Annotated in this window: 18 protein-coding genes; 6 read left to right on the top strand and 12 right to left on the bottom strand. The window is 59.8% G+C overall.

From position 1 onward, the window contains the following. Window positions 1–95: 95 nt before the first annotated feature. Window positions 96–1,493 carry an MATE family efflux transporter gene (locus tag ASO19_RS03425; RefSeq protein ID WP_248460447.1) on the bottom strand — a complete coding sequence of 466 codons (1,398 nt, stop codon included), beginning with the start codon at window positions 1,491–1,493 and terminating at the stop codon, window positions 96–98. A 92-nt stretch (window positions 1,494–1,585) separates the two neighbouring features. On the opposite strand from ASO19_RS03425, the gene cysS reads away from it, so the two are divergent. The 3 genes from cysS to ASO19_RS03410 all read left to right on the top strand — a co-directional run bounded on the left by cysS (window position 1,586) and on the right by ASO19_RS03410 (window position 4,821). Beyond that, window positions 1,586–2,974 carry a cysteine--tRNA ligase gene (cysS, locus tag ASO19_RS03420; protein ID WP_103765386.1) on the top strand — a complete coding sequence of 463 codons (1,389 nt, stop codon included), beginning with the start codon at window positions 1,586–1,588 and terminating at the stop codon, window positions 2,972–2,974. Window positions 2,975–2,982: 8 nt separating this feature from the next. Further along, on the top strand, window positions 2,983–3,765 hold the full coding sequence (locus ASO19_RS03415) for an RNA methyltransferase (protein ID WP_043560726.1): 783 nt from the start codon (window positions 2,983–2,985) through the stop codon (window positions 3,763–3,765). 72 nt (window positions 3,766–3,837) lie between these two features. After that, window positions 3,838–4,821, top strand: coding sequence for an ion channel (locus tag ASO19_RS03410; protein ID WP_103765385.1), 984 nt, complete (start codon window positions 3,838–3,840; stop codon window positions 4,819–4,821). Window positions 4,822–4,848: 27 nt separating this feature from the next. On the opposite strand, the gene gltX is transcribed toward ASO19_RS03410, so the two are convergent. The 4 genes from gltX to ASO19_RS03390 form a co-directional block, all read right to left on the bottom strand. Next, window positions 4,849–6,186 carry a glutamate--tRNA ligase gene (gene gltX / locus ASO19_RS03405; protein ID WP_103765384.1) on the bottom strand — a complete coding sequence of 446 codons (1,338 nt, stop codon included), beginning with the start codon at window positions 6,184–6,186 and terminating at the stop codon, window positions 4,849–4,851. Between the two features lie 60 nt (window positions 6,187–6,246). Further along, window positions 6,247–6,696 carry a hypothetical protein gene (locus tag ASO19_RS03400; RefSeq protein WP_103765420.1) on the bottom strand — a complete coding sequence of 150 codons (450 nt, stop codon included), beginning with the start codon at window positions 6,694–6,696 and terminating at the stop codon, window positions 6,247–6,249. Between the two features lie 107 nt (window positions 6,697–6,803). Further along, entirely contained in the window at window positions 6,804–7,979 is a 1,176-nt protein-coding gene (locus tag ASO19_RS03395) for a beta/alpha barrel domain-containing protein (RefSeq protein ID WP_103765383.1), read from the bottom strand. Window positions 7,980–8,038: 59 nt separating this feature from the next. Beyond that, a complete protein-coding gene (locus ASO19_RS03390) occupies window positions 8,039–9,418 on the bottom strand; it encodes a class II 3-deoxy-7-phosphoheptulonate synthase (protein ID WP_103765382.1) in 1,380 nt (459 codons plus the stop codon). A gap of 286 nt (window positions 9,419–9,704) precedes the next feature. Between ASO19_RS03390 and ASO19_RS03385 the strand changes: the two genes are divergently transcribed. Next, a complete protein-coding gene (locus ASO19_RS03385; RefSeq protein ID WP_043560745.1) occupies window positions 9,705–10,151 on the top strand; it encodes a hypothetical protein in 447 nt (148 codons plus the stop codon). A 76-nt stretch (window positions 10,152–10,227) separates the two neighbouring features. Here the strand turns inward: ASO19_RS03385 and ASO19_RS03380 are convergent, their stop codons facing one another. The 3 genes from ASO19_RS03380 to ASO19_RS03370 form a co-directional block, all read right to left on the bottom strand. Then, window positions 10,228–12,321 (bottom strand): FUSC family protein, encoded by a 2,094-nt coding sequence (locus ASO19_RS03380; protein ID WP_081562990.1) that lies wholly within the window; start codon window positions 12,319–12,321, stop codon window positions 10,228–10,230. 28 nt (window positions 12,322–12,349) lie between these two features. Then, entirely contained in the window at window positions 12,350–13,741 is a 1,392-nt protein-coding gene (gorA, locus tag ASO19_RS03375; protein ID WP_086431123.1) for a glutathione-disulfide reductase, read from the bottom strand. A 203-nt stretch (window positions 13,742–13,944) separates the two neighbouring features. Continuing rightward, a complete protein-coding gene (locus tag ASO19_RS03370; RefSeq protein WP_081562988.1) occupies window positions 13,945–14,838 on the bottom strand; it encodes a ferredoxin--NADP reductase in 894 nt (297 codons plus the stop codon). A gap of 194 nt (window positions 14,839–15,032) precedes the next feature. On the opposite strand from ASO19_RS03370, the gene ASO19_RS03365 reads away from it, so the two are divergent. Beyond that, complete coding sequence (locus tag ASO19_RS03365) at window positions 15,033–17,495, top strand: helicase-related protein (RefSeq protein WP_103765381.1); 2,463 nt, start codon at window positions 15,033–15,035, stop codon at window positions 17,493–17,495. 553 nt (window positions 17,496–18,048) lie between these two features. Next, window positions 18,049–18,843: a toll/interleukin-1 receptor domain-containing protein gene (locus tag ASO19_RS09045; protein ID WP_146046909.1), complete on the top strand. Its 795-nt coding sequence runs from the start codon at window positions 18,049–18,051 to the stop codon at window positions 18,841–18,843. A gap of 78 nt (window positions 18,844–18,921) precedes the next feature. Here the strand turns inward: ASO19_RS09045 and ASO19_RS03355 are convergent, their stop codons facing one another. The 4 genes from ASO19_RS03355 to tatB form a co-directional block, all read right to left on the bottom strand. Continuing rightward, window positions 18,922–20,028 carry a hypothetical protein gene (locus ASO19_RS03355; RefSeq protein WP_086431125.1) on the bottom strand — a complete coding sequence of 369 codons (1,107 nt, stop codon included), beginning with the start codon at window positions 20,026–20,028 and terminating at the stop codon, window positions 18,922–18,924. Between the two features lie 195 nt (window positions 20,029–20,223). After that, complete coding sequence (serS, locus tag ASO19_RS03350; protein WP_103765379.1) at window positions 20,224–21,489, bottom strand: serine--tRNA ligase; 1,266 nt, start codon at window positions 21,487–21,489, stop codon at window positions 20,224–20,226. A gap of 79 nt (window positions 21,490–21,568) precedes the next feature. Further along, window positions 21,569–22,351 carry a twin-arginine translocase subunit TatC gene (gene tatC / locus ASO19_RS03345; protein WP_043561487.1) on the bottom strand — a complete coding sequence of 261 codons (783 nt, stop codon included), beginning with the start codon at window positions 22,349–22,351 and terminating at the stop codon, window positions 21,569–21,571. Between the two features lie 118 nt (window positions 22,352–22,469). Continuing rightward, window positions 22,470–23,093 (bottom strand): Sec-independent protein translocase protein TatB, encoded by a 624-nt coding sequence (gene tatB / locus ASO19_RS03340; protein ID WP_103765378.1) that lies wholly within the window; start codon window positions 23,091–23,093, stop codon window positions 22,470–22,472. Between the last annotated feature and the right edge of the window lie 11 nt (window positions 23,094–23,104).

The raw sequence follows: 23,104 nt of genomic DNA, 5'->3' as shown, positions 1-23,104 counted from the left end.
ACCAGCATCTCAATCCCTATAAAGTAACATTTAACAACCTGAAAAATGTTTCAGATTACCTATCCTCCCGCAGGGTCTTCCCGCAAGTGACCTTTTTAAGGCCGTGCATCCCCCGTCCTGTACAGCAGAAGGTAAAGCCGTGCCCCAAGGGCAAAGGCCGTCACACCCAGCCCGGCCGCAAGGCCGATCCATAGCCCCTCCACACCATAGCCCTGGTGGAAAGCCAGCCAGTACCCCAGACCGATCCCCACGACACCATAACTCACGATACTGATCACCATCGGAACAAAGGTATCCCCACAGCCCCGCAACGCCCCGTTGCAGACAGCCTGCACCCCGTCGACGATCTGGAAAATTCCGGCAATCTTCAACAGCAGGACGGTAGTGGCGAACGTACCGGCATCCGGTGGTCCACCAGTATAATAGAGGCGGGCGATCCAACCCGGCAGCAGCATGAGGACAAGGCCCGTCAGAATAGTCCAGGCCAGCACCAGCAACAGGGCACCGCTGGAAGCCCGACAGGCTTCTGCCCTCTTCCGGGCCCCCCGCCAGTAAGCCACCCGTACGTTCGCCGCCTGCCCGATGGCCAGACACACCATGAAAAGCAAAGAAATCGTGTTCAGTGCAACCTGATGCGCCGCAAGGCTGCGTGTCCCCAATCGCCCCGCATTGAGAGTCGTGATCTGGAACAGCAGCAGCTCGGAGGCTGCCGTGACCATCATGGGCAGACCCAGCACCAGCAGTTCCCTGAAGAGCGGCCAGTGGACCCTCGCAGGCTTCAGCAGGTGCCGGAGCTGTGGCCGCCCGAGGCAGAGAAGCAGCAGGACGAGGCTCATGGCCCAGCCCGTCAGCATCGTGGCATGAGCGGACCCGAACAGCCCATAGGCTGGCAGGCCGGACCAGCCGTGAATCAGGGCCGCATTGAGCACCCCATTGCACAGGGCCATGGCTGGCATCGTCCACAACAGCAGGGATTCCGCTCCCAAGGATGGCAGAGCCACACGACACAGGCCAAGCAGAACCAGATTGGGCCACAGGGCATAGAGCAGCACATTGATGAACTGCCCTCCCTGCCTGGTCACCATCTCCGGCTCCCCCATCAGGCTGAAAATACCGCTGGAACAGAGAAGAAGGAGCAGACATGGAATAAACGCCACCATGCCCAGCACGACCCCCGCACTGATGATGCTGCGCCTGTCATGCCCGCCCCCATGGCCATGCTCCACACCACCACGGGCATGGGACAGCAACACGCCGACTCCACCAAGCACGGCCTGAAAGGAGATCATCGTCGTGAAAAAGAAATTGTTGGAAATTCCCCCGATGGCGACTGCATCCACCCCCAGGCTGCCCAGCAGAACGGTATCCGTCACCGCCATGGCCATCTCCGAAAGCTGGGACAGCGCAAGAGGCAGGCCAACCTGCACAAGAGTGCGGATATGGGTCGGCATCCCCACAATCTGGGGGCCCTGTTTCATACGTGATGCAGACATGAGACCGTCTCTATCGCATATAAAGCAAAGTGCAAATTCTAAAAATAAATTCCCCTGTTGCACCAAACGCATCTCTGTCGCATTGAACAGACATGAGCACGCAGAAGAGCAATACAGCCCCCATCTCCCCCCGGCCCGGCCTGAGGCTTCACAACAGCCATCAGCGCACCACTGTTCCCTTCACCCCCGATGATGCCAGCAATGTCCGCCTCTATTTCTGCGGGCCAACCGTGTATGACCGGGTCCATCTCGGCAATCTGCGCTCCATGCTGAGTGCAGACGTGCTTGTCCGGCTGCTCAAGGCGCTCTACCCACAGGTTACCTACGTTCGCAACATTACCGACATTGACGACAAGATCATCCAGCGGGCACGGGAGAATGATGAAGACATCTCCCATCTGACAGAACGGACCACGAAAGACTTCCACGACGATCTTGCTGCCCTGAACATCCTGCCTCCCACTGTGGAACCCAGAGCCACCCAGCACATTCCCGACATGCTGGAGATGATCGGCCGCCTCATCACGCAGGGCCATGCCTATGAGACGGAGGGGCATGTTCTCTTCGACGTCACATCATTCCCCAGTTACGGGGCCCTGTCGGGCCGCTCGCTGGAGGACATGCTGGCCGGTGCCCGGGTGGACGTGGCCGACTACAAACGCAACCCTGGCGATTTCGTCCTCTGGAAACCTTCCCGCAACGATGAGCCGGGCTGGGACAGCCCATATGGCCGTGGCCGCCCCGGCTGGCACATTGAATGCTCTGCCATGGCAGAACGCTATCTTGGGGAGAGTTTCGACATTCACGGCGGTGGAAACGACCTGCTTTTTCCCCACCACGAGAATGAACGGGCACAATCCCTCTGCTGCTATCCGCATGGCCATTTCGCCCGGCACTGGGTCCATACCGGGATGCTGCTCTCCAATGGTGAGAAGATGTCCAAATCCCTGGGCAACTTCCATACCATCCATGAGGTGCTGGAACGTACTCCAGCCGAAGCCCTGCGGCTGCTCTTTCTTGGCTCCCATTACCGCTCCACGCTGGACTTCACATGGGAGAAGCTGGACGAAGCCCGCCGCATCATGGACCGATTCTACCGGGCGCTGGAGAAAACGCCACCAGCCAGCACGGACAGCATTCCGGCCGACATTCTGGAAGCCCTGTGTGACGACCTCAACACGCCGCTGGCCCTCAGCGCTCTCCACCGTTACGCCGATGCTGCGCTGGAAGGCCAGCAGAGTGCTGCGAACCACCTCTGGGTCGGCGGGCAGCTGCTTGGGCTGTTCACCATGAAACCGGCAGACTGGTTCCAGGGAGGGACAGACCTTGACCCCGCCACCATTGAAGCCCTGATTGAAAAACGTCTGGCCGCCCGCAAGGCCCGTGACTTTGCACTGGCCGACCAGATACGCAACGACCTGGCAGAACAGGGCATCCTTCTGGAAGATGGACCTGTCGGCACAACATGGCGGAAAGGATAAGTCATCCCATGACAGGCCGTAATGGTGGAGCTGATCTGGCTCCGCCCGCTCCCTTTGACCCCGTCGTCATCCTTGTCCGCCCGCAGCTGGCTGAAAATATTGGGACCACCGCCCGGGCCATGGCTAATGGCGGGCTGTTCCATCTCCGCCTCGTGGCCCCCCGTGACGGCTGGCCGCAGCCCCGGGCCTGGTATGCCTCCTCCGGTGCCGACCGCATCCTTGAAGAGGCCACGGTCTTCGAGACGGTGGATGACGCCATCGCCGACCTCCACCGTGTTTTTGCCACCTGTCCACGCCCCCGCCACATCATCAAACCGGTCATGACAGCCCGTGGAGCGGCAGCAGAACTGCGGGCCACCAGCAGCCGGAAGCTGAAAAGCGGCATCCTCTTCGGTCCCGAACGGGCAGGGCTGGACAATGAGGACATGGCCCGGGCGGACACACTCATCCGCTATCCGCTCAATCCCCGCTTCATGTCGCTGAATCTGGCCCAGGCGGTGCTGGTCATGGCCTACGAATGGTACCTGACCGAAGATACGGTACCGGAGCAGTATCTCATGACCAACGAGACGCATGTGGCAACCAAGGGCGAGGTGGAAAATTTCATGACCCACCTGCTGCGGGATCTCGATGAGTGCGGTTTCCTCCACCACGAGCAGAAAAGGCCGGGCATGATCCGCAACCTGCGCCATCTTTTCGCCCGTGGAGAGGTAACGGAACAGGAACTGCGGACCCTGCATGGTGTCGTGAGCGAACTCTCACGGGCCCGGAAAATCCGCCATATGAAATGACCCGTCCCGGTCTGCCCGGCCAGATTCCGGGCAGGCAGCATCCCCATCCCTCCATCCTGCCATAGGCTCCCCATGCATCTGAAACTGCCAGAAACCCTGCTCCACCAGCATAAGACGGCACCACAGACACCGGGTCTGAGCCTTCTCTCGCAGGACAACATCCTGAACATCGTCACGCGCAGGAAAACAAAGGGCCGCCTGCTGGGAGACATGTATCACAACTGTCTGACCATGGGGTGGCTGCCCTTCTTTGCCACGATGACAGCCGCCTATCTGCTGCTCAACCTGCTGTTCAGCGTCGGTTTCTATCTCGTGCCGCATGGGCTGAGCAACGTGCACAGTGGAAATTTCTGGGGAGACTTCTTCTTCAGCGCCCAGACCCTCTCCACAGTCGGATATGGATATATCTATCCCCAGAGCCCAGCGGCCAATGCGCTCGCCACGTTCGAGATGCTGGTGGGGGTCATCTCGACCGCCATCATCACCGGGCTTGTCTTCGCCCGTTTTTCACGCCCGCAGGCCAGGGTCCTGTTCAGCAGCATCGTCACGATCTTCCAGGAGGGGGAGAATCTCAAACTCAATTTCCGGCTGGGAAACCTGCGCAATACACCGTTGATGAATACCAGCGTGGAGGCCATTCTGGCCCGTACGCGATGCGACGAAAATGGCCATACCTCGCTCCAGCTGGAAATACTGCCACTGGTTTACAACCATTTCCCGGTTTTTCCGGTCAGCCTCTCCTTCACCCACCACATCACGGAAAGCAGTCCACTCCACGGGCTGGACAAAGCCACCCTTGAGGAACAGCAGGCTCGCATTTTCCTCATCTTCAATGCCACCGATCCCGTTTCAGCGCAGGATGTCTTCGCCCACCATACCTACATGGCACAGGACATGCTCTACGGGGCACGCTTCGTCAGCCTGCTGAGAGCCTCCGGACAGGGCCTGATGGAAGTGGATTTCAGCCTCTTCCACACGACATCTCCAGACCCGCTGCCCGCCAGGGATGAGGAGCCCATCACCGTGACAGATGAGACCTCTGCCGGGACAGACTGATGAACAGCCCGCCCCGGTCTCATCAGGTCAATGCTGCACGGCGTCCTTCAGACGATGCAGGACCCGCTCCCGCCCCATGAGCGGCAGAAGGGCTGCCAGTTCCGGCCCGGAATCCTCGCCTGTCAGGGCCAGACGCAGGGGCAGGAAGAGCGCCTTTCCCTTGCGGCCGGTTTCACTCTTCAGCACGTCAGTCCAACGCTTCCAGACCGTCCCATCCCACGGTCCTTCCGGCAGGAGACGGGCTGCTTCCTGAAGAAACCCTGCCTCTTCAGGCTGGGACGGAGCCACGATGTCCCCCTGCACGACAGACCACCAGTGAGCGATCTCCACGGCCAGATCGATATTGCCCCGGATGGCCAGCCAGAAGGCCTCATCAGCCCCTTCCGGCAGGTGAGGCCGTATCTCTTCATAGGACATGCCATGCAGGACACGGCGGTTCAGCCCCAGAAGCTGCGGGACATCGAACCGGGCCGCTGACCGGGACACATGGCCGATGTCATAGCCGCGCACGATCTCATCCATGCTGGAGGCAGCCTGCGGGTCATCCGAACTGCCCAGACGGGCCAGATAGGCCACGAGGGCACGGGGCTCGATCCCGTCATTACGCAATGTGGAAAGGGCCAGCCCGCCCAGACGCTTGGACAGCTTGCCACCATCCTGCCCCAGCAGCAGCGGCAGATGCCCGAAGGTGAAACGCCCTTCCTTCGCCCCGAGGGCCTCGGCAAGGTCAAGCTGCACGCCCGTGTTGGTCACATGGTCCTCACCCCGCAGGATGTGGGTGATGCCCATGTCCAGATCATCAATCACCGAGGCCAGCGTGTAGAGGATGCTGCCATCCGCCCGCACCAGAACAGGATCGGAAACGGCGGTCAGCTTCACATGGCAGTCCCCCATCACGCGGTCAGTCCAGCGGCGGGTGGCCCCGCTCAGCTTGAAACGCCAGTACGGCACCTTGCCGTTGGCCTCCGCCCGGGCACGCTGCTCGGCCGTCATTTTCAGCATGCCACGGTCATAAAGCGGCGGCTTGCCGGCCCGCAGACGCTGCTCCCGCTTGTATTTCAGCTCCAGCTCACTCTCAAAGCAGGGATAGAGCCGCCCCGTTTCCTTGAGGTGCTCGATCACCTCCTCATACCGGGCAAGACGTTCCGACTGGCGGGCGTACTCGTCCCAGTCCAGCCCCAGCCAGGTCAGGTCCCGGCGGATGGCTTCCTCATAGGCACTGTTGCCACGCTGCGTATCCGTATCATCCATCCGCAGCAGGAACCGGCCACCATGCCGACGGGCGAACAGCCAGTTCGCCACGGCAAGACGGGCATTGCCAACATGAAGATGCCCTGTTGGTGAAGGGGCAAAACGTACTTTCATACCGTACTCTGTTCTCATTCTCTCATGGGACGCATGGCTGCAGGACCGGTTCCCGGTCCCTTACTGCTGCCCGTTCTGACGGCGGCGGATGACCTCTGCCACGAAGGCCTCATCATCATCGTCATCCTGACCGTTCTCATCAGGCGGTCCGGCCAGCTCCTCGTCACTCACGAGGCGGCGGGGGTCCAGTGCCCGCCAGTCACGTTCCATCGGCGTGGCCGGGCTGGAAACGAAATCATCCAGTTCCGTGCTGGACTTCCATCCGTCTTCCCCAGCATCCACGACCTCGGCATTCTCGCCAAAAGCAAACCAGCTCTGCAACACATCCCGATCCGCCGCACCGGGGACACGGCACCGCTCGATGCTGTCCCGCACATAGGCCCGGGCAAAGGCGTTGGCATGGGCGAGGTCGAAGAAGCCCTTCACCTCTTCCACCACATCATCGTCACCCTCACTGGCGCCGGACTGATCCAGAATACGGACAACCCAACCGGCTTCATCCTGCTTCATGGTTGCCTCGGCCTCTGCCTGCACGGCTTCCTCGGTACTCTGCCCGCTTTCTCCGCCCCGGATTCCATTGATGAAAGCCCGTCTGGCTTCTTTATCCTCGTCATTCATCATCCGGCCCTTTCCTGAATTTTCTGAAGAAGGAACTCACGCCCGATCTTCACCCTCGGCTCACCGTCGTAGGAAACAATATCAGCCGTGGCGTAGGTTTCTGACCAACGATCCGGCAGGAACGACCCCGTCCCCACAATGTCGATCGGTGCAGAAGCATCATGCATGGCCGTGCATTTGGAAATACCGAACCCGGACGAAACGACAATTTTCACCTTCGGAAAACCTGCCTCATCCAACGCTTCCCGCATCCGCCAGATGGCGGCCGCAGAAACGCCCGTCCCTACCAGATAGCGCAGCTCCTTTTCCGACCGGTAGCGGCGGATGGTGCCTGGCGTGTTCCGCTCCAGCACCTCATAGGAACGCTGCGGGTCCAGCCCTTCGAGGAAGCGCCCTCCGTGCGTGTCCAGCCGCACACTCAACTCACCTGCGGCGGCCCTTTCCGGAAAGCGGCGACAGACTTCCAGCATGTCCGTCACTTCCTGCCCAAAATAGTCCACCAGCACAGTCAAAGGTTCATCAGGGAACCGCTCCACATACATTTCCGCCGCCCGCAGGGTAGACCCGGCATAACCGATGAAGGCATGAGGCATGGTCCCCAATCCACGCTCCTGCCCGAAAAAACGGGCCGTGGCATGGTTGGCATTGCCGATGAAGCCCACGGCCCCTTCCGCCTGTGCCGCCCGTGACCCCACGGCGGCAGCATAGGCCATCAGCTCCTGCATCTCACCACCGGCACAGTGACGGGCATCCATCGCCAGAAAAGGCACCTTCGGCAGGGCAAGGGCCATCTGGTAGGCGTTATGAGCTGCCACGCAGGCAGCACCCGTCTTCTGGAGCAGCAACGTCTCCAACGGCGCCAGCGCAACAAGCGACCCTGTCAGATAAAAGAGCGGATCCCCTGCTCCGACCCATGTACCTTCTGGATGCACCTCCGTGATCCTGACGGAAAAACCCTGATGACGGGCGACATTCTGCACCCATTGCAGGGCCAGCCCATAGGCCGCCACGACTGGACGGCGGACGAACACGGCATAGGTGACCTCACAATCGCCAAACTGGCTGACGATGTCCCGCATCCGCAGGAAATAGGCATCCGTCCGTCCCTCGATCTGCGGCGCATCCAACGCCTCCTGCGGGCTGCAGGCCTGCTCGAGAGTCTGTTTCCAACTCATCACGCTGTCTCCCCTGACAGAACTGGGCCGATCCTGCGCTTACGGCCGGGCGGACACCTTCAGCGTTTTTCGAAAATACGCTTCAGCCGGTCTGAAAGCTGAAAGGCGATCTCCAGAGACTGCTCGGCATTCAGCCGCGGGTCACAGAATGTCGTGTACCGGGTCGGCAGATCGGCATCCGTCAGACACCGGGGACCACCCGTACATTCCGTCACGTCGCTGCCGGTCATCTCAAGATGAATGCCACCAGGCACCACACCGGCCTGCTCGAACACATCAAGGAAGCCCATGATCTCGTCCAGAACATGCTCGAAAGCACGGGTCTTGTATTTGTTGGACGACGTGGTGGTGTTGCCGTGCATGGGGTCACATATCCATGTCACGGTCCGGCCTGTCCTGCGCACGGCCTCCAGCAGCGGGGGCAGGAGCTCACGCACCTTGCTGTGGCCCATGCGGGAAATGAGCGTGATGCGGCCTGCTTCATCCTGCGGATTAAGGATTTCCAGAAGTTTCTGGAGGTCCTCAATGGTCGTGGTCGGCCCGACCTTGATGCCGATCGGGTTGTCCACCCCACGCAGGAACTCCACATGCGCCCCCTCCGGCTGGCGGGTACGGTCGCCAATCCAGAGGAAATGGGCCGACAGGCCATAATGGCGGCCTGTCACCTCATCCACACGGGCCAGAGCCTGCTCATACGGCAGGAGCAGGGCCTCATGAGAGGTATAGAACTCCACCTCATCGTAATGCGGGGCATTGTCCTCCACGCCACAGGCTTTCATGAAGGCCAGCGTATCCTCCACCTGGGAGGCCAGCTGCTCATAACGCTCACCCTGCGGGGAGTTGCGGACATAGTCCAGATTCCAGCGATGGATGTCATGCAGATTGGCAAACCCGCCCCGGGAATAGGCCCGCAGCAGGTTCAGCACGCCTGCCGCCTGAAAATAGCCCATCTCCATACGGGCCGGGTCCGGCCTGCGGGCCTCGGCAGTGAATTCCGGACTATTGACATTGTCACCACGGTAGCAGGGCAGCTCCACGCCATCCCGCTTCTCCACATCGGAAGAACGGGGTTTGGCATACTGCCCGGCCATGCGCCCGATCTTCACGACCGGAACCTTGGCGGAGAAGGTCAGGATGGCAGCCATCTGCAACAGGACACGGAACGTATCCCGGATGATGTCCCCGGTGAACTCCCCGAAACTTTCGGCACAAGGCCCTCCCTGAAGAACGAAGGCCTCCCCGCGGGAGGCAGCCGCCAGACGCTCTTTCAGGCGGCGGGCCTCCCCGCCAAAAACGAGCGGCGGATAGCGATGCAGACGTTCTTCCACTGCGGCAAGGGCTGCCCCATCCTCATAGGTCGGGGCCTGACGGATCGGACGCAGGCGCCAGCTGGCCGGTGACCATTGTGTCGTGCTGCTGTGCCCGTCTGACTGCTGCATCTTGTTCTCCTGCGACAAGGGAAGCGACCCTGCTCATGGGATGGGCCGCCCGTAACGTAATGGTTGGAGCTGTCATTCCAGTGGGTGATTTTATGACCGAAATGCCCGCCGAATGGTAGAGCAGGCCGCAAAATATTCAACCCGGCTCCTTTCGCCCATGCGGCCATGCCATGACCGCCCTGCGGTTCCTTCATCATTTTACCCTGAAAAGGCTTGATCATCCCGCCGCCTGAAAGGATATATGGGGGAAGGAAGTACTTCCCATCTACGCAGGAACAGAACACACATGGCTTCGCCTTTTCATTCAGTCTCCAGATGCCTGACAGCCGTGACGGCTGCCCTCGGTCTTGCGGCTCTTGTTCCGGCTGCTATGCCGGGTGCCATGGCCCAGACGGTCCACTTCAGCACCCCCTATCAGGACAACCCCGCCACTACCTCCTCAAAACAGGCTGCCCAGCAGGCACAGAAAAACGCCGTGAAAGGTGGTGAGCACTTCCGTGCCCGGGGGCATCGTCCGCCGCCGCCGGGCTACCAGGATGTTCCCTCCACGGAGTTCGAAAATGGCCCGGACCCGGAGCACGAGGCCCATCTCCGCTCCAACCGTGATGCTGTCACGGGCAGCAATCTCGGCAAATTCGGCAGCTCCTATCAGGATACCAACCCCATCCAGAGTGGCCAGGTGGGTGACGCTACCGGCAATGGCTGGGTCGCCCCGCGCGGCAATGGTTTCTGAGGGGAAAAGCGACCTGTAAACGGTCAGCCCGCCCCCGGAAAAGCCCCGTCTCCCCGCTAGGAGACGGGGCTTTTTTTCATCCTGCCCCCAGTACCTGCCCTGCTGCGGCGCCATACCCCCTGAGAAAGAACGTCCGGCTTGTCTGATACTCAAAGCGGATGATCCTGAGGCAGCCTATCCCGGCAGCAAGGTCCCGCCGGCGGGACAGCCCTCTACTGCCATGGAAGACAGTTTCCAGATGGGCCTGTTCCTGCGTGAACTCTTCCACCGTCATCGGGCTGCTTTCCTGCCCCTGTTCAGTCAGATGGATGATGTCCCGGACCATATGCTCCCCGGCGGCCAGGGCACTTGGGGGCAGACGCCCGAGCGCAACAAGGTCCCGCAGGGTCAACAGGTTCCGCCCGACCGTCATGACGGCCAGCGTGCCACGAATCATGCTGTCAACCTCATCCTGCGGGATCTGGCCCGCAAAACGGATGATCTGCTCCATCCGCAGGGTTGTCTCGTTGGTCCAGAGCCGTTGGGTCTGGGCCCGTCCCCGCAGGGGCTCTTTCAGCTTCTGAATCTCCTTGACCAGCTGCCGCCGCAACTGTGCCCATGCCTGTGTCACGGAGAAAGGCAGAACCGTGCGGAACACCTGCACACCGCTCCACAAGGCAAGCAACAGGGCAAGTGACTGGTTGAACCATGTCACCTCATCCACCCTGGCCTGATTGTCCAGAGTTAGAACCCACGGAAAGAAATTGACATAGGACGCTGCAACCCCTGCCAGAGCGGGTATACGCAGTGCCAGCCCCCCGAGGAACATCAGCACGGCAACCGGTATGGCGAAAACGGCATAGTCCGACGTGATGGGCATGACCAGGAAAACCGGAATGATGCTGGCCAGTACGGAGCAGACAGCCCCATAGAAGAAATATTTGCTGATCAGGATCATGTTGTTCATGATTGCGAACCGGGCGCACACCACGCTGAGCAGGCTCATGTAAGCCCCCCCATAGGACCATGCCGTCACCTCCCAGACAAAGGCGCCGATCAATATGGCCACGGCAGCCCGGATGGCGTTGATGGTTGCAAGCCGCCCATCCGCCTGACGTTTTATGCGATGGCGTTTCAGGGCGGGCAGTTTCCGCAGACCTGCATAGTGGGACTCCACCGCCGAGCGGAAATCAATGAGCATGATCTCCACCCCTACCCCAACAATACCCTGCTGGAGAGCATCCTCATCATCCCGGGAGAGGCAGCGTTCCAGCTCGTCATGATTTTCCTGGAGCATGGTTTCAAGCTGGCCCAGCCCAGCCATGACATGAGCCGTGTCCTGCCTGAGCAGGGCTGCGATGCCATCCAGCTCCCCGGCGACACGTTCCAGGCCGGCTGCCAGCCGGGCCGGTATGTGCGGTGCTGATGCAAGCCGGGAGCGGACCCCCACCCCACGGGCCAGCACAAAGGACACACGCTCCAGCGTCACATAGGCCTGATCCGCCTCTTCGCCTGCATGACGGGAATCAATACGGATGAATTCAAGCTGATCATTGAACCCCTGCAACGAGCCAAGAATGCGGGTCATCTCCGCCACACCCTTCTCGTCCTGACGCAGGATGAGGGCCAGAGCCGCGGCTGTCTGGCTGAGCAGGGCAGCCATACGCTGCTGGAGGTCCGTACGGGCCACCCGGTCTGCCCCCGGCACGGTGACCATTCCTGCCACCATTTCACACACCACACCCAGCAGGATGTAAGACCCGCGGGCCATGGCAATATAGAAGACCTGATCGGGATGTTCCGAAGCACCGACAGCAATGATGGCCCCGGTATAACCGGCCAGAACCATGGCATAACCCCGGAAATTCTCCAGCATGCAGGCCATGCCGGTACACCAGCCAACCCAGCCGGCCAGCAACACAAAGAAAATCCACGGATGCTGCGGGGCTACCGCTATCAGGCTGATGCCTCCCACCATGCCCAGCAGGGTTCCGGCAATGCGCCAGCGCCCTTTGGAAAGGCTCATCCCACGGGAATTCTGCGCCACGATCCAGACCGTCATGGCAGCCCACTGGGGCGATCCCATCTCCATCCAGAAGGCGATGGCAAGCGCCACAAGCGAGGCGATGGTCGTCCGCAGGGAGAACAGAACGGCACTCAGGGTATTCGGCTGTAACTTGAGCCAGTTCATGATCCGCCCTGTCCTCCTGCCAGCCCGATCAGTGGCGGTCCACCAGACGGGTGGGCGTCCTCATCGTCACGAACTCCTCTGCTGTGCTGGGGTGCAGGGCCACGGTCTGGTCCAGCTGCTTCTTTGTCAGCTTCGCCGTCACGGCAATGGCCAGCATCTGGATGATCTCAGGAGCATCCGGCCCGACCATGTGGGCACCCAGCACCACATCACTGTGACGGTCCACCACCAGCTTCATCAGTATCTTCCCTGCCCGTTTGGGCAGCGTCTGCCGCATGGGGGTGAAGCGGGACGTATAGATGGCAAGATCATGCGTTTTGGCTGCCTCTTCCTCGCTCATCCCCACGACACCCACGGGGGATGAGAAGAAGACGGCCTTCGGCAGGGTCTCGAAGGACCATGTCCGCCCCTGCGGATTGAAGAGCTGCTCGGCCAGCATGTGACCTTCCGCAATGGCAGTAGGCGTCAGGTTGTACTGATCCCTGACATCCCCGATGGCATAGATGGAGGGCACATTGGTCCTGCCATCCACCCCCGCCACGACATGTCCTTTCTCCACCGCCACACCTGCGGCATCCAGCCCCAGAGAATCCACGGCAGCCCGGCGCCCCGTAGCCATGATGACCGCATCGACCTCGTAAGAGGCCCCGTCATCCATCACCAGACGGACGGCCCTGCCGCCACCAATATCCTCCAGACGGACCGGCGAGGTGCCCGGATGCTGGGTGATGCCATGCAGGTCGATCAGCTCCCTGAGATGCGTACGGACTTCCTCATCAAATCCACGCAGTGGCAGGGGCTGGCGGTAGAACAGGTCCACCTGCGAGCCCATGCCCGCCAGAATCCCGGCGAATTCCACCCCGATATAACCGCCGCCAATGATGGCAACCCTCTGGGGCCGCTCGGGCAGATGGAACAGCTCATCAGAGGTGATGGCCAGCTCAGCACCCGGAATATCCAGCCGCACGGGGGTGGAGCCGGGTGCCAGCACGATCTTCCTGGCCCGGATGCGCTGGACCGGAGCCTCCGGTGCCAGAACGGACGGGCCGATCTCCAGCGTATTGGCATCCAGCAGCCGGGCATCACCCGTGTAGAGGTCGATCCCGGCCTTCTCCAGCATGGAGACATAAATGCCATTCAGCCGCTCGATTTCCCGGTCCTTGGCGGCAAGGAAGCCGTACCAGTCAAAGGAGGACGGGCGCTGCACATCCCAGCCGAACGCCGGGGCATCCTCGATCATCCGGCCCGTTTCGGCTGCATAGACCATCAGCTTCTTGGGAACACAGCCCAGATTGACACAGGTACCACCCCAATGTCTGCGCTCGGCAATACCCACACGGGCACCATTCTGGGCTGCAATGCGGGCGCAGCGCACCCCGCCCGACCCCGCACCGATCACAAAGAGATCATAATCCTGCATAACGTTCCTCCCACCTCTCCCCCTTCAGCCAGGGGAAACAGGCCCTGATTATCGCCACACCTGCATGACCCGTTTCCACCAGATAGCAGAACGGGCAGGCCCGAGGGGCTTCACCGATGCGTGAGGGGCCCCGCCACACATCGCCTACTCATACCCGCTCGAACCTGCCCGCTTACGGGTCCGCTGATTTTACAGCCTCGCCTTTACCGCTCGGCAAAAGCCTTTTCGACCACATAGGAGCCCTGACGGCTCATGTTGCCTTCCTCAAAGCCACGCTCTTCCAGCAGCTTCTGGGTATCGGCCAGCATCTCCGGGGACCCGCAGATCATCACGCGGTCATGCTCGGGGTCCAGCTCGTCAATGTTCAGGTCACGGAAGATGCGCCCGTTATTGATCAGGGCCGTGATGCGCTCCTGCACGGGGAACTCCTCACGGGTGACAGCCGGATAATATTTCAGCTTGGCGGCCACATCCTCACCGAGGAACTCATGTTTGGGCAGGATGTTCGTGATGTAATCACGATAGGCCAGCTCGCCACGCTCACGCACCGTATGGGTGAGAATCACGTTCTCATAACGGTCATAGGCGTCCGGGTCCTTGATGAGGCTCAGGAACGGCGCAAGACCTGTCCCGGTGGAGAGGAAATACAGATTGCGGCCCGGCTTCAGGTTGTCCAGCAGCAGGGTCCCCACCGGCTTGCGGCCGATCAGCACCGTGTCACCCACCTTGACGTGACGCAGGCGGGAGGTCAGCGGGCCATTCTCCACGGCAATGGAGAGGAACTCCATCTGGTCCTCATAGTTGGCGGAAGCAAGAGAATAGGCACGCAGCAGCGGCTTGCCCTCCACCTCGATGCCGATCATCGCAAACTGGCCGTTGGAGAAACGCAGGCCGGGGTCACGAGTCGTGGTGAAGCTGAAAAGGCGGTTCGTCCAGTGATGGACCTGCTGGACCTTGGCCGGGTAGAGGTGACCATATTCCTTGGTCGGTTCGGCAAGGCGATACTGGCCCTCATGCCCTTCAAAGGGGACAAGGCCGGTCAACGGCTCATCAATCACGGGTGTGGGGGCGGATTCAGCGGGGTAAGGCGTGCTCATGATCCGTCGTCATCTCCAGAAATGCAAAAATCACATCATGTTCAGTCAACAGGGCACGGCACCACCCGGAGACCGGGGGCACCGACCGGCATGTTCGACAACATGCCTTTCTTTTACCCGATTGTCACCAGAAACGGGACGCCATGCCCCCTTTTCTCTTGACTTCCCGGCCCTGCCCTCCTGAAAACACCTGCATGACAGACAGTTCCCAGCCCCACGATCCCTCCTCCTTCACCCCCGCCTCCCCGGCAGAACGTGCCCTCGAACAGGCTGAATCTGCCTTTGGGGCGCACCTGGCCATCACCCCACGGGAACGGGCCTCCCTCCTGCGGCAGGTCGCCCGCCGGCTGGGAGCCGACAAGACGGAGATCAACGAGGCCGAGCTGCTCCATGCGCTCTGCCAGGTCCGCCGCCGCAGCTGGGCCAGTGGCATGATGAACCGTGCCCATCGCAACGGAGATGTCTGGGTCCGCAAGGCCGATGTCCTTCTGGCGGCCGAACGCATCAGCGATCCGCTGATTGACGAGAACGGCCAGAACGCCGTGCTGGAAAGCGTGCTGGAAGAACGCTGGCGGGACATGGCAGACACCCCCCTGCGGGTGCTGGACGACATGCGGGCGGACTTTGCCGATGTCGGCACCTTCCTCTCCGGCACGCAGATTGAACGGCTCTCCCACAGCATCGCCCGGGCCTTTGGTGGCGTGGACCTTGGCTTCGAGGATGAGATGATCCTTGAGGAGGAACGCCGGGCACGGGAGCAGCAAGATATCCGGGCCAAGGCCGAAGCCCGCCGGGCACGGGAACTCCAGAAGATCAGGGACTGGGAAGCCACCCTTGTCGGCTTCGAGAAGGTTCCTGCCCTGCTGCACTGCTCCCGCCGGGAGGCCCTGCGCTGGATCGCCGAGAACCGCATCCCCGTCGCCAAGCGGGACATGCAGCCGGACGGGCTGGAAATTTTCCATTTCGACCCGGCAGAGCTGAAAAAATGCCGCCCCCTGCTCAACAGCTGGCGACGTGGCACGGGCCAGAAGGAGAGTGACGGCTATGATGACAGCCCGCAGGCCCGCAAGGGCAATGCGGCCATCGCCCGTGTCGCCGCACTGGACCGCTTCGCCGCCCATTTCCGCACTGCCCGTGCGCTGAAACGCCGCATCACGCTGGTGACCGGCCCTACCAATTCCGGCAAGTCCCACACGGCGCTGGAGGCCCTCGCCCAGGCAGAGAGCGGTCTGGCCCTCGCCCCCCTCCGGCTGCTGGCCCATGAATTCCGGGAAGCCATGCTCAGCCGGGGTGTTCCGGCCTCACTGACAACCGGAGAAGAACGCATCATCGACCCCACGGCCCGCCATCTGGCCGCCACGGTGGAGATGTGCCCCTTCAGCAACCCTGTTGACGTAGCCATCATCGATGAGGCCCAGATGCTCAGCGACCCGGACCGGGGAGCGGCGTGGACGGCCGCCATCATGGGCGTTCCGGCACGGCACGTCTTCATCCTCGGAGCGGCGGACTGCATCCCGCTCGTCAAGCGCATTGCCGAACTCTGCAATGACCCGGTGGATGAGATCCATCTGGAGCGCAAAAGCCCGCTCCGCCCCGCCGGAACACTGGCCCTGACGGACCTGCGGGCCGGTGATGCCCTCATCGCCTTTTCCCGCCGGGACGTGCTGGACCTCCGGGCCGAACTGATGGCCCATAACCGCCGGGTCGCCGTCATCTATGGTGCCCTAAGCCCGGAAGTCCGCCGGGCCGAGGCCGCCCGCTTCAACCGGGGTGAAGCGGACATCCTCATCGCGACGGATGCCATCGGCATGGGCCTCAACCTCTCCATCCGCCGGGTGGTGTTCAGCACGCTGCGCAAATATGACGGACGGCAGACACGCAACCTTGTCTCGCAGGAAGTCAAACAGATCGGTGGACGAGCAGGCCGTTTCGGCAAGCATGAGGAAGGACTGGTCTGCGTGCTGGAAGGGGCAGGCCGCCCCAGCTTCATCCGCCAGATGCTGGACGCTCCGCCGGAACCCACGCTGGAACTCCGCCCCCTCGTCCAGCCCGATGCGGACATCGTGCAGGCCGTTGCGCAGGAAATGGGATCAGACAGCCTTTACGGCGTGCTGACCCGCATCAAGCGGGCCGTCCTCCGCCCTGATGACCCAAATTACCGTCTTGCCGACATGGAGCAGGCTCTGGAAATTGCCGCCGCACTGGAAGGCGTGGACGGGCTGGACCTCTCCACCCGCTGGACCTACGCCATGTGCCCGATCAACACACGGGACAACGGCATCCCCCGCCTTGTGGAATGGGCCGCCCTCCATGCCCGTGGGCAGCGCATCTTCCCCCCCGGCACGGGCCGCCTCCCCGCTGCCGCCACGGCGGGACGGGAAGAGCTGGAACGGGCCGAGAAACGCCATCGTCGCCTTGTCACATGGCGGTGGCTGGCCATGCGCTTCCCGGAGAACTATCCGGAACTCATCGTTGCCGAACGCAATGCCGCCATTCTCGATGAATGGATCGAACAGGTTCTCCGCACCCAGAGCCGGATGCGTGAATCCTCCCGCCGTCATCAGGGCCGCCGGACTGGCCCGCCTCCCGGGCGGCAGGAAAATCATGGTCGGCCCAAGGGAGCACGAGGCAAGAAAAATTACAAAAAAGCAAAATAAACCCAATGTAAATTAGGCATTAAAGCATTTTAAAAATAAATAAAAACAATAACGATATGGTGTAAATAGGCCATATCGTTATCGAAAACATTATCCTGTGCAACCCAGACACTTTTCTTTCTAAATGTTTCACATCCATTTTGTACGTAAATTGACTGAGATTGTTAATTTCAGATGATTCATTATATAATTTTCTAAACAGACGCTCCTGCCTAAGATAATAGGCGTCTAAAATCCATAGAACAACAATGATAACAGCGTAACACGTTATTACCTTCCACGACAGTTGCACGTTATTAGGGTGCGCTGCCAAGTAGGCTACAGCACCAGCAAGAAATGTCACCGTCCCCATTTTAATAGCTTTACAGTGATCGGATAGGCGCGAAACAATCGCCTGTATGAAAGAAAGATACTGTCGCTTATCTTCCATTGTGGGTTTAGATTGTATAGCTTTAGAAAAAGGATTTGTTTTTTTATTTAAGAACATTATAATGAACCATTGCCTTTTCATGCGGGGAGGCATAGAGTAAACAATTTAAGAGAGTCTGTCAATATGTACAAAGCCATCAATCTTCTTGCCAAAGACTATAATAGTAAATCTCCAAGGAAAATAAATTGCTATAATGAATTCTCGACAATAACATATCTTTTCAAAAATGGAGAATATAATGTAAATGAGATAATAGACAAACATTTGTCAACAGAAGAACATTTTGATTTTTTTATCTCGCACTCTCACGAAGATATGGAGCTGGCTCTTGAGATTTCAAATTTTTTAAAAAAATTTGGCATAAAGTGCTTCATAGATTCCATGTACTGGGATTGTGTATACGATGTCCTACGTGACATTGATAGTAAACATTGTGTTTCCAAATATGATAAAAATGGTGAGATTGATACATTTAACTATAAGAAAAGGAATGCTACCACCGCAGCAGTTTATTCTATCCTGACAACACAATTATCAAAGGCTATGGACAAAAGTGACTGTATTATTTTTATAAATACAGAAAATTCTCTACTCAAAACAAACGATCTAAGAAGTAGTACTTATTCGCCATGGCTATATCATGAAATTTCTATGACATCATTGCTACAGAAAAAAATACCTTGGTATATGCTATCAAAAATGGGAGATTCACGAGATACATCTATCAGTTCTGAAGATTTTTTAGCCGAAGATCAGGTAGTTGCTAAGTTTAGATTCGATCTATCATCCGAAATAAGAAATATGCCTTCAATTCATTGCAAGGAATTTTTTGATTTTTTTCAAAAACTTGGAGTCCCATCAAATAGAAGAAAAACTATGAGGTATTTTTTTGAAACAATTGATAACAGTAAAATATGAATAGATAGTTCCACACAAAAAAACGGGCGTGCCTTGTGAAAGGCCCGCCCGTTCCTGTTTCAGGTCAACCTGTCAGCCTCAGCGGCTGGGAATGGTGACCATGGCCCCCTTGGCAGACGCTGTCTCTGCAATGGCATGAATGAACTGGAGCATCGAAAAAGCCAGCTTGCTGGCCAGATCATCCTTGGCAATCCAGTACCATGATCCCTCATACTCGACGGAGGTATAAGCCTGCTCGTTGCTGGGTTTCTCCGGACTGCAATGAATGATGATGGCCGGCTGCGGTTCGTTCGGACCACGGACCACGGACGGAGCCGTGATCCCCTTGTCCACCATCTTTTTCGGCACTTCCATCGTGCTCGCAACGTCTTCCCAGATCGACAGCATGGAACGTGTCACCATCGCCACCTGGCCCGGATGATCCGCCGTACGGCCATAGATGACCTCGGCCTGTTCACAGCCCGGCGGAAGCTGGAGAGCCTGCCGCACCTGCCCCTGAAGCTCGGTAATCTCCGGCGCACTGCTGTGGGGCAGCAGGATGAAGGTCCGTTCTGGCTGAGCGGGTTGCGTCTTGGTTGCCGGTGTCGGCGCAATGCTCCGGATACTCAGCGCATTGCCTGCCTGGAGTTTCCGCAGTGCCCGCAGCAGATAGGTGAAACGGATGGAAGCTTCCTTGCCTTCCGTCCCGGCAATCGTGCTGGTCGTGTTGCTGGCTGGACCGATGGACTGCATCGTCATCTGCAACAGCGTATCGACCGGCAGACCGCTGGAAATCAGCGGCAGAAGCGTCTGCGGTGAGATGGGCCGCAGGATGTTGACCGAGAACTGCATCCCGGAAACCGGCTGATACGTCACCGTCGGGCTGTCACTATAGGAATAGCCCAGCGAGCCGCCCAGTGTTCCCCCGGCACCCTGAATCCAGGGCGTGCCGCTGATGTTCGCACTGGTATTCGTCTCTGCCGTATAGGCCGAGATGATCTGTGTCGGTTCGATCAATGTAGGTGACAGGGAATAGCGGAGCTGCACGATGTTGAAGAGCATCTCCTGATTCTGCTGCCGACTCATCTCCTTCTCATAATCCAGCCGGTCGCGCCGCATGTTGTGTGGCCCGATAGATGATGAGCAGGCAGACAGGGCCAATGTACCCACAGCAAAGGCACATCCCAGAGAACGAAGCAGTGTCATGAGTTATCCTGAAAAACAAAATATGCCAGAGCGTCCATGCCGCCTGCACATGATCAAGTCCACGACATCTATCACAAGCCCCCCGCCACTGACCAGCAAGCAGGCTCATGACTCAATGGAAATATTTTTCAGGCCTCAAGCACCATCAGGCAATCATCCATATCCCAGCCGATACGGATGATCCCTCCTGCTTTCTCAGGCCCGGATGACGTCCAGACCACCCATGTAGTGGCGCAGAACCTCCGGCACCCTGATGCTGCCATCTTCCTGCTGGTGGACTTCCATCAGGGCGATCATGACCCGGCCCACAGCAAGGCCGGAGCCGTTGAGGGTATGGACGAAAACCGTCGTCTTCTCCCGGCGCATCCGGGCATTCATGCGGCGGGCCTGAAAATCCCTCGTGTTGGAGCAGGACGACACCTCACGCCATGCCTGCTGCCCCGGCAGCCAGGCTTCCAGATCGTACGTCTTTGCCGCACCAAAGCCCGTATCCCCGGCACAGAGCAGCACCCGGCGGAAGGGCAGGCCCAGCCTTTCCAGCACCGTTTCGGCAGCACGGGTCATGCGCTCATGCTCCGCGTCGCTCTCCTCCGGTGCCACGACGGACACAAGCTCACATTTGGTAAACTGATGCTGACGGAGCATCCCCCGCACGTCCCGCCCTGCCGACCCGGCCTCGGACCGGAAACAGGTGGAAAGGGTCGTCATGCGGCGTGGCAGGCTCTCGGCGGGCAGGATGTCCCCCATGACGGAGGCCGTCAGCGGCACTTCACCGGTCGGGATCAGCCAGCGGCCATCATCGGTATGGAAGGAATCCTCGGCAAATTTCGGCAGCTTGTCCGTGCCATACATGGCTGCATCATTGACGAGCAGAGGGACAGTCACTTCCTCATAACCGAATTCACCCGTATGGGTATCCAGCATGAACTGCCCCAGTGCCCGCTCCAGCCGGGCCAGTGCGCCCCGCAGCATCACGAAACGGGACCCGGCGATCTTTCCCGCAGAAGGGAAGTCCATCAGGCCCAGAGCCTCGCCCAGCTCGAAATGCTGCTTCGCCTCGAAAGCGAAGGACGGCACCTCCCCCCGCTGATGCACGACCACATTGTCGTTTTCATCCCGGCCATCAGGCACGTTTACATCCAGCTGATTCGGCAGCTGCTGGAGTACATCATCGATACGCTTCTGTATCTCATTGGCACGGGCTTCCAGAGTGGCGATCTGGTCCCGAAGGGCAGCACCACGAGCCTCAATCCCAGCCGTATCCTCACCTTTGCGCTTGGCCTGTCCGATTTCCTTGGCCAGCCCTTTTCTCTGCCCCTGTGCCTCCTGCAACTCGGCCAGGGCGGCACGGCGCTGCTCATCCTCCTTCACGAGGGATTCAGCCACGGCGGGCAGGCCACGACGGGCAAGGGCGGCATCAAAAGCGGCGGGGTCTGCACGTAGGGCTTTGAGGTCATGCATGGGTCGGGATACTCCGCTGGGTCTCTACAACTGTCAGGGTCTGTCTATACCAGTTTCCCCTGCCGGGGAAATGTCGCCTTCAGGCGGCGTCCCCACGCTCGGGCAGGGCCTCATCATCGTCATCGGCCGTAACCGGCTTCGGCTCGACCATGCGGGCGGCAAGGATGGACACCTCGTACAGCCCGACCAGCGGTATGGCCAGCCCAAGCATGGTGATGGCATCCGGCGGGGCGATGACCGCCGCAATGGCGAAGGCACCTACATAGGCATAACGGCGGATGCGCCGCAGCAGGGCCGTACCCACCAGTCCGGCCCGGACCAGAAGGGTCAGCACCACAGGCAGCTCGAAACAGATGCCAAAGGCCATGATCATCTTCGTGACCAGATTCAGATATTCCGACACGCGGGCCTGAAGTTCGATCCCCATCTGGTTCTCACCACCAAGCTGCTGGAAGGACAGGAAGAACTTCCACGCAAACGGAAAGACCAGATAATAGGCCAGCGCCGCCCCGGCCAGAAACAGCAGCGGCGTGGCGATCAGGAACGGGGCGAACGCCTTCTTCTCATTGCGGTACAGACCCGGCGCAATGAATATCCATGCCTGGATGGCCATCATGGGAAAAGACAGGAAGAACGCCCCGAACACGGCCACACGCACATAGGTGAAGAAAGCCTCGTACAGGGCGGTATAGATGAGATGCGGCTGCTCGCCCTTCTGCCGCATGATGCTGGCCAGAGGCGCCGCCAGAAACCGGTATATCTCGCCGGAAAAATGATAGCAGACGAGAAAGGCCACCACAAAGGTTGCCAGAGACCAGATGAGCCGCCGCCGCAGTTCCATCAGATGATCAAGCAGGGGCATGGGCGTATCACCGGCCACGCTGCGCTCCTGCGCCTGCCCTGGCACCGTTCCGCCCCCCGGCGCCCCAGCAGGCTGCTCCACCTGCTGGGCGGGTGTCCGTGCCGTATCACCGGATGTCTCAGGCTGAACCATGCTGCGGCTCTCCTTTCATGCTCTCAGAGGGCTGGGCTACTGTCAGGATGGCCGCACGACGACCATTATGCAGGGCAATCTCCGGCGGAAGAAATGCCGGACGGTGCCAGTAGCGGGATTCCTCGATCAACCGCAGGGCTGTTGTCGGAGGAAGGATGGCCGGGGCACGCTCCAGCGCTTCTGCCTGTGCCTGCATACGGGCGTTATGAGGCTGGGCGGGGGGAGCATGGGACCGGGAGCCCCCCAACTCCTCACTGCCCGGTGCGGGCGGTGGTGGAGGTGGTGGTGGTGGCGGTGGAGGCGCCATGGGCATCCCTTCCTGCCGCCCAACATCCAGCTGCCTGTCCAGCGAGCGATCCGGGTCAATGGCCCTGCGCAGCTGCTCCCGTGGGCTGAACTGCCTGATCTCCCGCAGCTGGTCCCTCGCCTCGCTGAGATCCGCCTCCTTGACCATCTCATCAATATGCTGCTGGAACTCTGCCCCCAACCGACGGATGCCCTTTATGGCTCTGGACAGGGTCCGCATGGCTACCGGAAGGTCCTTGGGGCCGATGCAGACGAGGGCCACGATCACCAGAAGGGCAATTTCTGTCCAGCTCAGGTCGAACATCGGTGGCCATC

The sequence above is a fragment of the Parasaccharibacter apium genome, assembly GCF_002917995.1.
Classification (GTDB): domain Bacteria; phylum Pseudomonadota; class Alphaproteobacteria; order Acetobacterales; family Acetobacteraceae; genus Bombella; species Bombella apis.
Note: the sequence above shows the minus strand (reverse complement) of the source record. Positions and strands in the feature narration are given on the sequence as shown.